Genomic DNA, 11,595 nt, shown 5'->3' on the forward strand with positions numbered 1-11,595 from the left:
GTGAATCGCCACAGGTTTAACAGACACCTCAGAGTCATTTAAGATGACTTAAAGAGAGGTGCCCATGAGCGGTAAGCGTTATCCCGAAGAGTTTAAAATTGAAGCAGTCAAACAGGTTGTTGATCGCGGTTATTCTGTTGCCAGCGTTGCAACACGTCTCGATATCACCACCCACAGCCTTTACTCCTGGATAAAGAAGTACGGTCCGGATTCTTCCACTAATAAAGAACAGTCAGATGCTCAGGCCGAGATCCGCCGTCTCCAGAAAGAGCTGAAGCGGGTTACCGACGAACGGGACATATTAAAAAAAGCCGCTGTAGATTCAATCTGTCAACGCAACACCCCTTTCAATTATCTCTTTAGGTGTTTTGAACTTCAGTGTCTTTCTCGGTCTGTTGTTTAGCTGAGCTGCAACCTGATCCAGCTCATGTTGAGTATATTGGGCAAGGCATGTCTTTTTGGGAAAGTACTGTCGGATTAGCCCATTAGTGTTCTCGTTTGTTCCCCGCTGCCAGGGGCTCTGAGGATCGCAGAAGTAAACTTTAACTCCTGTGCTGCCAGTAAATTCCAGATGTCTGGCCAGTTCCATTCCTCTGTCCCATGTCAGTGATCGCCGGAGTTCAGGAGGTAAGCTCAGGAATTTATCTGTAAGAGCCTGATTCACTGATAAAGCGTCTTTGCCCCTGAGTCTCAGGATGATCGTATAACGTGATTTTCGGTCTACAAGTGTGGCTATATGGGAGTTTTTTGTACCCGAGACTAAATCGCCTTCCCAGTGTCCCAGAGAGCGTCTGTTATCGATATGCCGGGAACGTTCGTGGATTGGCGTTCCGTTCACTATGTTGATAGTGCCTCTTTCACCTTTGCGAGTATGGCGCCGGCCATGACGGAGGCTGTGCGATCGGCGCAGATGCTGTACGTTCAGGTGGTGTAGCGCTTCACGACTACGAAAGTAAAGCGTCTTATAAATTGTCTCAGGTGATATTCGTAGTGTTTTTTGACGCGGCTTCGCTCGCCTTAACCATCCTGATATTTGCTCTGGGGACCACTTCATCTCAAGCTTTTCCAGAACAAGCTCTCGCAACGGCATATTCTGATCCAGTAAGCATGGTTTTGGTCTTTTAGCCATTCTGTTGGCCCGGTTATTCGCATCAACGGCTTTGTAATAGCGCCTGCCACGATTACGCTGAACTTCACGTGAGATTGTCGAAGGGCTACGATTCAGCATTGTAGCGATGGCTCGAATGCTCATTTTAGCTGACAGACCGGCTCGTATTTCCTCGCGCTCAGACAGCGTCAGGTGAGCAACAGCTCGCTTGCGCTCATTGGGTTTTATGCCACCAGTATCTCTTAACATCGTGAAGATGGTTCCTGGTTTCGAGCCCAGGATATTAGCTATCTCACTGAAGCCTTTTCCGTTCTTCCACAGTTCAAAAACAGATGTTTTTTCCTTTGCTGTAAATGTCCGTCTCATCCAACAATCCTCCGCAACTACATGTTTTCACATGACTGTTGCGTTGACCAATTGAATCTACAGCGGCGTATTTCGCAAAGCTGTCCGACTGAGGTACGCCTTTATCCGTGACAACACCTGTTGCTGGCCTGTTCGCCTGCTCTGTCGGGTGCTGGATGTTCATCCCAGTGGTTTTTACGCCTGGCTTCAGCAGCCGCATTCACAACGCCATCAGGCAGACCTGAGACTGACAGGACAGATTAAACAGTTCTGGCTGGAATCGGGATGCGTCTATGGTTATCGCAAAATCCATTTGGATCTGCGGGACAGCGGGCAACTGTGCGGAGTGAACAGAGTCTGGCGACTGATGAAACGTGTCGGCATAAAGGCTCAGGTCGGATACCGGAGCCCGCGGGCTCGTAAAGGCGAGGCCAGTATCGTGTCGCCCAACAGGCTTCAGCGACAGTTCAATCCGGATGCTCCGGATGAACGTTGGGTAACGGACATAACCTACAGTGTGCCCGGAGTTCAGGGCGGGCATGGATGCTTAAATGAACCGCGAGTCTGTCTGGAATATTGAACCGGTAACTCACGATGAGAACCCCAACAATCCCACCGGGTGTGACGGTGGAGAACCTGAGCGGCAGTGACCTGCGGCATGCCCGCAGGGTGATGTAACCCGCTGACAACGGGGATTGAGGCGAGATCACTAAGCCGAGATGATCCTCAAGGTTAAGTACTGAAAGGCTGAAGAACATGAACCCGTTAATCCGCCTCTGTGGGTTGAAAACGTCACCACGGCCTACGTGATCTGACAGGCCGTGCAGGAGGAACTGGCAGTGATACGTAAGCACTGCCGGTCGAAGGTGTTTTGACATGTATGCGAAACACCGGGGCAGCAGCGTCTATCACGCTTGCGTTGCTGACTTCTGCCAACTTGCGGCAAGCAAGGATAAAGAGTGCGACGGGCAGCCTCCTCAGTATGCCTGAGTCCAGGCAGGTAAACCGGGGAAGGTCAGCGACGGATGTTAAGGGGGCATGGCTCCGATGACGCGCTGGCTGGCGGAGCTTCCGTAGTAGTCCGCGATGGGGAAAGCCCATTACATGGCGAAGGGAAGCAGTTTGAATGTGTTTGCGACGTGAATTAACTGACCTAACGAGGTGAAGACCTTTGATAATCAGCGAAATGCAACGCAAGCTTGCCACATGGGCAGCCACCGATCCGTCCCTACGGATTCAACGGCTGCTGCGTCTGATAACACAACCAGAATGGCTGGCTGAAGCGGCGCGGATCACGCTTTCATCAAAGGGGGCGCATACCCCCGGCGTTGATGGCGTGAACAAAACAATGCTACAGGCCAGACTGGCTGTTGAGCTGCAAATCCTCAGGGATGAATTACTCTCAGGCCACTACCAGCCCTTGCCCGCCAGACGGGTTTACATCCCTAAAAGCAACGGCAAACTGCGACCACTGGGTATCCCCGCGTTGCGGGATCGTATTGTTCAGCGGGCCATGCTGATGGCGATGGAGCCGATATGGGAGAGTGATTTTCATACGCTCTCATATGGCTTCCGGCCTGAGCGCAGTGTCCACCACGCGATCCGCACGGTGAAATTACAGCTCACAGACTGCGGTGAAACCCGGGGACGCTGGGTGATTGAAGGCGACCTGTCCAGTTACTTCGACACCGTACATCATCGACTGCTGATGAAGGCTGTACGCCGCAGGATCAGTGACGCACGTTTCATGACTCTGCTGTGGAAAACCATCAAGGCGGGACATATCGATGTCGGTCTCTTTCGGGCGGCCAGTGAAGGTGTGCCACAGGGCGGTGTTATATCGCCGCTATTATCGAACATCATGCTGAATGAGTTCGATCAATACCTGCATGAGCGCTACCTGAGCGGGAAAGCCAGAAAAGATCGGTGGTACTGGAATAACAGTATCCAACGGGGCCGAAGTACGGCGGTCAGAGAAAACTGGCAGTGGAAACCCGCGGTGGCGTACTGCCGCTATGCCGATGATTTTGTCCTCATCGTCAAAGGCACCAAAGCACAGGCGGAAGCCATCAGGGAGGAGTGTCGGGGTGTGCTCGAAGGCAGTCTGAAACTCAGGCTGAACATGGATAAGACTAAAATCACCCATGTTAATGACGGCTTTATCTTTCTGGGGCACAGGATCATTCGCAAACGCAGTCGTTATGGCGAGATGCGAGTGGTCTCAACGATCCCGCAGGAGAAAGCCAGAAACTTCGCCGCATCGCTGACAGCACTGTTATCAGGCAACTACAGTGAAAGCAAAGTCGATATGGCTGAACAACTCAACCGAAAACTGAAAGGCTGGGCCATGTTCTATAAGTTCGTTGATTTTAAGGCCAAAGTCTTCAGTTATATCGACCGTGTCGTGTTCTGGAAGCTGGCTCACTGGCTGGCCCGCAAATACCGTACAGGTATCGCTTCCCTGATGAGGTGGTGGTGTAAATCACCGAAACCGGGTCAGAGCAAAACGTGGGTTTTATTTGGTAAAACCAATCACGGCAAGCTCAGCGGCGAAATACTGTACCGGTTGGTGGGGCAAGGCAAGAAGCTGTTCCGCTGGCGGCTACCCGAAGGTAATCCCTATCTGAGGACGGAGACCAGAAACACGTATACATCGCGCTTTACAGAAGTGGCAATGGCGTTCGCCAGCATTTAAATGGAGAGCCGGATGCGCTGAAAGGTGCACGTCCGGTTCGGGGAGGAGAGGCAGGGAAATAGTCCGACTACGCCCTGCCTCTTACTCTACTCAGGACCCACGAAGGCTGGCTGTATCTTGCCGTGGTTGTTGATCTCTTCTCACGCAAAATTATCGGCTGGTCCATGCAATCCCGGATGACAAAAGACATTGTCCTGAACGCACTGCTGATGGCTGTATGGCGGCGTAACCCCCAAAAACAGGTGCTGGTTCATTCGGATCAGGGCAGTCAGTACACAAGCCATGAATGGCAGTCGTTCCTGAAATCACACGGCCTGGAGGGCAGCATGAGCCGTCGCGGTAACTGCCATGATAATGCGGTTGCAGAAAGCTTTTTCCAGTTGTTGAAACGCGAACGGATAAAGAAAAAGATCTACGGAACGCGGGAAGAAGCCCGCAGCGATATTTTTGATTACATCGAAATGTTTTATAACAGTAAACGTCGGCATGGTTCTAGCGATCAGATGTCACCGACAGAATATGAAAACCAGTATTATCAACGGCTCGGAAGTGTCTAAATTATCCGTGGCGATTCAGTGTATATATTTTTAATATGAAAAAAAGTAATAAACATTCGAAGTACAAACTTGATTTTCAACAAAATACTACGTAAGATTGCGTTCAACCTATTCGTTTATGGTAAGGATAGAATATGAATGAAAACAAAATTTTCTTAAGAAAAAAAAGACATGGTCCGGGAAGACCCTCACAACAAACGATGGAAAACAAGGCTGACGACATTTTAGAAATTGCTACATGTGTATTTCTTGAACATGGCTATGAGCGTACAAGCATAAATGATATAGTGTCTATGTTAAGATGTTCTAAAGCAACTCTATATTCGAGATACCCCACTAAACGTCACCTTTTCTCTGCAGTCATTGAAACTCAGACTCAGATAATGAAATGTGCATTTGAAAAAGACATGTCTGAAAATGAGTCATTGAATTTAGTTCTCGAAAAATTTGGTAAGAATTTATATAGAACTATTTTTCATAAAGAATTAAGTTCACTTTTTCGAATTGTAGTAGCGGAAGCTGATTTTTTTCCTGATGTGGCAAAAAAATTCTTCATTGCCGGCCCTTTACATAGTATTTACTTACTTAAAAAACATCTCTCAAAGAGATTTAAATTCTCCGATGAAAAATCAGAGTATATTGCTGAAAGCTTCGTATCTCTGTGTCTTGGCATTTCATTGCTACATAAAATGTTGGATCCTGATTATAGTTTAAGTGATGAAGAACAAAATAAAAAGATAAAAAATGCAATTAACACTGTCTTATATAATGATAACATTTTGGCACTAAAAATATAAATTATCTGACATGGATAATTTATTATTACCAATGAACAATAGAATAATTTATGTATTGGCTCAGACTTATTATTATATGCTTAACATGTCCAAGCAGACATTTAAATAGTCAATATATAAAATATCTACAAAGTAGACCGCATTTCTCTCAATGCTAATGGCCAATCTCCAGGCCAACAAATTTTATCGTTAATTATCTTGGCGCTATATTCTAGGCAAATATCCAGTGTTAGCTGTGGATAGATTCTTTTCATTTCCTTAATAAGTTCTACGCTATTATTCGATTTTCTATTCGCTTTTAAAAAATCTTTTATGTATTGTCTTGTAAAACTAATCGCAGATGGAGATAAAGTCGGTTGTAAGGAGCTATGCCCGGGTATAACCTTATCTGCTGATAGCCCTTCAAGAATGTCTAATGAATGCATCCATGCTTGTATTCTTTCATTATTCCGCATATCAGCTATCCAAATGTGAACGTCCGAGAAAACGATATCAGATGCTATGATCGTTTTAATGGAGGGGATCCAAAGTGGTGAAATGTTAATGCAATCTCCACACATATCATTAAGAATGATGATCTCATTTCGGTCTAAATGCAATTTGTTAGTAGAAAGTGGCTGGATCAAGACCTTTTCTCTGGCTCCATTTTTTTTAAGAACCGATTTTCCCCAATAATCAATTTTAAAATCAAAAGCATCGTTTATTTCATCGGCAATGCTTGCACTAGATACAACTTCAGCAAATGGAAAAACCGATTTTATAACAGCCAGGCCAAGATAATGATCAGGATGTAAATGAGTTATATATATGACTTTAAGTTCCTTCCCTGTCTCAATTATTTCTGCAACTAATCTATAAGCATTTGAAATTGTAAATTGAGTATCTACTAGTATAGCATCATTTCTACCCATAATAATAGTTGATGTTACACCAAAACCATTATTCCGATCGCTACTTACGAAAACCTTTGTCGATAATGTCATAATTATTCACCAAATTGGAATATAAATTAAAATATAATAACATCCTTTCCATTTATTAGTCTTTTGTGCTTATTGAATTTGTTTCAAACATTCTGGGAAATTTTCTGGCAGTTCACTAGCAGCACAACAAATTATATTTTCATTATTAATCCCACACTCCTGAACAAAAGTTATAGTCGCAAACTCGTCAATAATTTCAATAGGATATATTGGCCCAATATCTCTATATGTTTCCATCTCATGTATATGATTATTTTGAAAACAGATGGTTTTTTCTGGATTGCACATCACCCAGCGGGGAAAATAAATAGTTCCATGTAAAAGATTATCGTCAAAATTCACTGTTAGGCATACGTTTGTACCGGTTGGTTCAGCCCAAGTAATTTTATAAATATTTTCACCTATTCGTGAAATATAAACAAATTGGTCTTTCACCCAACGATTACCTACCATACCGCTATGGATTCGATAGTCAATCGTATTGCTATTCTTCACATATAGTTCGTAATCCCATCCATTATCATAGGTATAAACAAGATGTTTACCAGCGATCCTTTTTAGATCATATTTATTTTAAGAGATCATTTCATCACCAATTATATTAATTTATGCATTATGTCGTAAAAAATAATGAAAGACACTATTTAGTGTCTTTCATTTACATTTAAACTATACAATCATTTGACCATCAAATTCATTATAAATCCTTGGAAGGAATGATTTAAAACGAGTAAATTCGCAGACATTATGTCTCGCCAACCCCTGAATCTCTGATTCTGGAATGCGTGCGCCAGGTGGTAATGTTAATTCAGGTCGGCCATTTACTAAACGATAACCCAACCAGAATCTTGTGCGATGCTCTAGTCCTTCTGGGGTTTCTCTAAATATATGGCACATCATAGCTGGGGCTGTGATTGAATCATCTGTTTTTTCGACGGGTATGACCCATCCCTGTCCACATGCTACAGTCGCAACAAAAGGTTTTTTCCACCGAGTCATATCAAAACCAAATTCAGTAGGTGACATAAAATGGATATCAATATTTGACATGCCGGTGTTTGTATCTTCGGTTACATGATGAATCACTCCCCAATTTCTTTCCGATAAAGGAATTGATTCATCCAATAATCTTTTCCTGTTTTCAGGGCTAACCATTAAACCACCATGTTGTGGTGGATACCAAATGCGATAACGAAGATCTTCCAAAGGATGCCAAGAAAACCACCAATCAATCATTTCTGCGGTTATATCAGGATAAACAATTTTATTTGCAATTACCCCTGCACCATTAGGCAGATTACACCAGCCAATTTCTATATCCAGATAACCAGGATTAAGTAAATCGTTCATTTTTTCAGGAGGTAATGCGAGGGCAGGATCGCATGGCTTATCCATACAACTGTAATGCACAGGATCAGGAGCAGGAATATCTTCATAATAATACTTAGCAAAGGGACGTGCTTTCTCTTCATCTGAAAGAGGTGGCAGTTTTGCTTTTAAATGTGTTTGCTTTAAGTGGTCAGTATAATTCTGCTGAACTTGTAGTTCTCGGACTGGAAAAATATTATTTTTAGACATGGTATATCCTCTTTAATCAAAATGTTTAAAACCTTCAGTGTCTCTAATAATCACAACCTGCTTAGTGAATAAGAAGAAGGATTTTGACCAGTTAGCAAACTTATTTGAGTTTTTCATCAAGTTTTCATGATATTCGCGAAATGCTCCCGCTTGCTCTATTGAATCATACCAATGTGCAGAAACAAGGTTGTATACTGGAGGATCAATCATTTTAAAATGTTTTCGAGCCGCAGCATCATTATCGTTGAGTCGCAGTCGCCAATTTGCAACACACCGACGAAGCTGGCTTTTAGCATAAGCTGATTTTTCCAGGGCCTCAAAATGAGCATCTCGCCAGTATTTAGAAAAATCTTCTGGGTATACAGAATCTTCGCGCATGACATAGTGTAAGACTTTTAATCCACCAACATTTTTAACTAGACCTAAGCCAGGATTAAATTCTGGTAATGGATTTGCAACCGGAATCTCTTCCTCTTCAGCCATAACAGTAATGCTATTTGGCTCATCAGCAAAAAAATGTCCATCTTCACTTAAATCATTGGGTTGTTGAGGTTCTAGTGCATTGATCATGTCTCGAAAGTTATCAAATTTTAGCTCAACAACTGCGTCTCGATCAGCAATTAAATCATAGCTAGGATCACTAAGTGTACCAAAGGCCCCATCAATTACGTGATTTTGAATATATTCACGTAATGAACCACGTTCCTTTCTAGATAATGTACCATGATAAAATTCAATATATCTCTGATAATCAGCACGAGTCAGACCAGGTCTTTTACGGGAAGCAGCAAGCAACTTAAGCATCGTAGTTAACTCCTTGAGTTAATGATGAATTTTATATATTCTTCACAAATAGTACCACTGGTTACCATTTGTAGTCTACAATAAGCTCTTATAGTGAAAGTAAGTCAAGAGAAAAAATCAGGTAAGATAGTTAATGTGAAAAAGATCACAGTTATGAAATTTTGTACCACAATGAGTGGCGAAGGATGAAAAGTGCGCTAATTAGCTTTATCGTGAGGATATGTTAGGCTTAATAAATTAAATTTTAATGAACTGTTAAAGAATTTTATACATTTTGTGTTAAAAACATGCCATGATGCTTATCGTGCATTTTTAAGTTATACAATGGCAACAGGATAGTAATATCGGTAGTTTTAGCCTTATTCATTATTTGAAAGGGTGGGTACGATGGATACAGCCAAAGCCATATCGTCCATATCGAGTTGGAGCACATTACCTCTGCAGTTGCAGCAAGCTTTATGCCAAATAGGTCGTATACGTGAAGAAAAGGCTGAGAATATTGTTTTTCATCAAGGATCATATGTTGACGTCATTGTATGGACATTACGTGGTCATCTCTTTACTCGTGCCCAGCAAGAAAATGGAAACCAGATATTACTGACACATATTCCCGTAGGGCGTCTGATTCTTTTCGATTATGCTTGGAAAAATAGAGCGCTTGATCGAGATTTTATCGCTCTCACCGACGTAGAGTTGTTAATACTTCCTCGCGGTAGCGTGAGCCAACTGCTTGCCAGTTATGATGAATTTAAAATTATGATCATAGATTGTTTGGCTGATAGGCTTAATGACTTGGACAAGGTTTTATACACACATAAGGTAGCATCTCGGGAAGCAAGCCTTGCATCATTCCTTGTTGATTGTGAGGAAGGGCAAAGCGGCATTAAAAAAGAACGCCACATACCATTAACAATGCAATTCATGGCTGATTGCTTACGTCTTTCTCGTCCATATGTTGCAAAGACACTTAAAAGATTTGAAAATCAACATCTTGTATGCCTGAATTATGGATATATCGAAATTTTAGATATTGGAGGGTTAAGAGATATAGCTAATAGATAAAAATGAAGGATTTAAGAATCGTGATATAAAGCACATGGAGTGCGAGGTTTTTAATTTCATATTACTACATGCCACACTTTGTGGATAAGAAAAATTGGTAAGAGCAGTGGGTTTTAATTTATCGAACCATTTTTAGTAATTAATTAATGTTTTTGAATATTGTTTTTAGATACTCTGTAATTTATTATGCCTAGTACTATCAAATAACAATATAGTGAGCTATTTTTGAATGATTTTTATTGACAATGCGTCAAAAAAACGCAGCGGTTACAGGGGTGAACATAGGAGAATCACTAAATGGGAAATAATATCAAAACAGAATTACATCATGCTCTCTATCCAGATGAAATATTATAATTGGATTTTAATAAATTTATTATCCAAAAATGCTAAAATTAAATTTGAACACAAAGCTATGTATAGATATCTGTTTCTTACAAAACAGATACATTGGATGGTACTAACTAGCTGATCCTAATACCGCTACACTTTTACCAGACCATGTTTACCTCCGGGGAATGGGCTGGCGGTTTCCATAAAATGCCGTACCTTTTTCAGCAGCTGCCACATTGAACGGCATTGATGATTGCGCGTTATCGTGTCGTGCAGCGCCTGTCATAACTGCTCAACGTGATTCACCCACGGTGAGTAAACCGGCTGATAAATCACTCTGAACTTAGGATTTTCATTCAGCCAGCGCTGCGTTTCTCGGCTTTTATGGATGATGTAGTTGTCCACGATGAGTGTTATCATTTTTGCCCGTCGGTACGTGGTTTTCAGGTGTTTCAGCAGGCTAATAAACAGCATCGAACTTTTGCTGCCGCCGCCCACGTAGCTGACTTTGCCCGTTCCGCTGTGTAAGACCCCGGCCAGATAGTATTTTTCATTTTGGCCCGGCGGTGATGCTGCCAACTTACTGATTTAGTGTATGATGGTGTTTTTGAGGTGCTCCAGTGGCTTCTGTTTCTATCAGCTGTCCCTCCTGTTCAGCTACTGACGGGGTGGTGCGTAACGGCAAAAGCACTGCCGGACATCAGCGCTATCTCTGCTCTCACTGCCGTAAAACATGGCAACTGCAGTTCACTTACACCGCTTCTCAACCCGGTACGCACCAGAAAATCATTGATATGGCCATGAATGGCGTTGGATGCCGGGCAACCGCCCGCATTATGGGCGTTGGCCTCAACACGATTTTCCGCCATTTAAAAAACTCAGGCCGCAGTCGGTAACCTCGCGCATACAGCCGGGCAGTGACGTCATCGTCTGCGCGGAAATGGACGAACAGTGGGGATACGTCGGGGCTAAATCGCGCCAGCGCTGGCTGTTTTACGCGTATGACAGGCTCCGGAAGACGGTTGTTGCGCACGTATTCGGTGAACGCACTATGGCGACGCTGGGGCGTCTTATGAGCCTGCTGTCACCCTTTGACGTGGTGATATGGATGACGGATGGCTGGCCGCTGTATGAATCCCGCCTGAAGGGAAAGCTGCACGTAATCAGCAAGCGATATACGCAGCGAATTGAGCGGCATAACCTGAATCTGAGGCAGCACCTGGCACGGCTGGGACGGAAGTCGCTGTCGTTCTCAAAATCGGTGGAGCTGCATGACAAAGTCATCGGGCATTATCTGAACATAAAACACTATCAATAAGTTGGAGTCATTACC

General features: G+C 43.2%; 9 protein-coding genes and 4 pseudogenes. 7 read left to right on the forward strand and 6 right to left on the reverse strand.

Annotation, left to right across the window (positions count from 1 at the left end; all coding sequences use genetic code 11):
* Positions 1-64: 64 nt before the first annotated feature.
* A pseudogene (locus OGV65_RS13635) lies at positions 65-313 on the forward strand (transposase); the annotation flags it as partial.
* A 9-nt stretch (positions 314-322) separates the two neighbouring features.
* Here the strand turns inward: OGV65_RS13635 and OGV65_RS13640 are convergent.
* On the reverse strand, positions 323-1,474 hold the full coding sequence (locus OGV65_RS13640) for an IS30-like element IS30H family transposase (RefSeq protein ID WP_191249251.1): 1,152 nt from the start codon (positions 1,472-1,474) through the stop codon (positions 323-325).
* 64 nt (positions 1,475-1,538) lie between these two features.
* On the opposite strand from OGV65_RS13640, the pseudogene OGV65_RS13645 reads away from it, so the two are divergent.
* From OGV65_RS13645 to OGV65_RS13660, 4 genes and pseudogenes are all read left to right on the forward strand, one after another.
* Positions 1,539-1,967: pseudogene (locus OGV65_RS13645) on the forward strand (IS3 family transposase); the annotation flags it as partial.
* Between the two features lie 672 nt (positions 1,968-2,639).
* Positions 2,640-4,148 carry a group II intron reverse transcriptase/maturase gene (gene ltrA, locus OGV65_RS13650; protein ID WP_001189109.1) on the forward strand — a complete coding sequence of 503 codons (1,509 nt, stop codon included), beginning with the start codon at positions 2,640-2,642 and terminating at the stop codon, positions 4,146-4,148.
* Positions 4,149-4,228: 80 nt separating this feature from the next.
* A pseudogene (locus tag OGV65_RS13655) lies at positions 4,229-4,705 on the forward strand (IS3 family transposase); the annotation flags it as partial.
* A 134-nt stretch (positions 4,706-4,839) separates the two neighbouring features.
* On the forward strand, positions 4,840-5,502 hold the full coding sequence (locus tag OGV65_RS13660) for a TetR/AcrR family transcriptional regulator (protein ID WP_286455057.1): 663 nt from the start codon (positions 4,840-4,842) through the stop codon (positions 5,500-5,502).
* Between the two features lie 125 nt (positions 5,503-5,627).
* Here OGV65_RS13660 and OGV65_RS13665 read toward each other — a convergent pair whose 3' ends face one another.
* The 4 genes from OGV65_RS13665 to OGV65_RS13680 all read right to left on the reverse strand — a co-directional run bounded on the left by OGV65_RS13665 (position 5,628) and on the right by OGV65_RS13680 (position 8,867).
* Positions 5,628-6,485: an MBL fold metallo-hydrolase gene (locus OGV65_RS13665; protein WP_286455058.1), complete on the reverse strand. Its 858-nt coding sequence runs from the start codon at positions 6,483-6,485 to the stop codon at positions 5,628-5,630.
* Positions 6,486-6,554: 69 nt separating this feature from the next.
* A complete protein-coding gene (locus tag OGV65_RS13670; RefSeq protein WP_286455067.1) occupies positions 6,555-7,037 on the reverse strand; it encodes a phenolic acid decarboxylase in 483 nt (160 codons plus the stop codon).
* 117 nt (positions 7,038-7,154) lie between these two features.
* A complete protein-coding gene (locus OGV65_RS13675; RefSeq protein WP_286455060.1) occupies positions 7,155-8,063 on the reverse strand; it encodes a DAPG hydrolase family protein in 909 nt (302 codons plus the stop codon).
* 12 nt (positions 8,064-8,075) lie between these two features.
* Positions 8,076-8,867: an EthD domain-containing protein gene (locus OGV65_RS13680; protein WP_286455062.1), complete on the reverse strand. Its 792-nt coding sequence runs from the start codon at positions 8,865-8,867 to the stop codon at positions 8,076-8,078.
* 387 nt (positions 8,868-9,254) lie between these two features.
* On the opposite strand from OGV65_RS13680, the gene OGV65_RS13685 reads away from it, so the two are divergent.
* Positions 9,255-9,929: a Crp/Fnr family transcriptional regulator gene (locus OGV65_RS13685; protein WP_286455065.1), complete on the forward strand. Its 675-nt coding sequence runs from the start codon at positions 9,255-9,257 to the stop codon at positions 9,927-9,929.
* 483 nt (positions 9,930-10,412) lie between these two features.
* Here the strand turns inward: OGV65_RS13685 and OGV65_RS13690 are convergent.
* Positions 10,413-10,826 (reverse strand): annotated as a pseudogene (locus OGV65_RS13690) (IS630 family transposase); the annotation flags it as partial.
* Positions 10,827-10,882: 56 nt separating this feature from the next.
* Between OGV65_RS13690 and OGV65_RS13695 the strand changes: the two are divergent.
* A protein-coding gene (locus OGV65_RS13695; RefSeq protein ID WP_095033700.1) for an IS1-like element IS1B family transposase occupies positions 10,883-11,580 on the forward strand; the annotation gives its coding sequence in 2 pieces (ribosomal slippage) (positions 10,883-11,132 and positions 11,132-11,580; 699 coding nt in all).
* Positions 11,581-11,595 lie beyond the last annotated feature (15 nt).

Source organism: Citrobacter sp. Cb004 (genome assembly GCF_030337065.1).
Lineage (GTDB): Bacteria > Pseudomonadota > Gammaproteobacteria > Enterobacterales > Enterobacteriaceae > Citrobacter > Citrobacter braakii.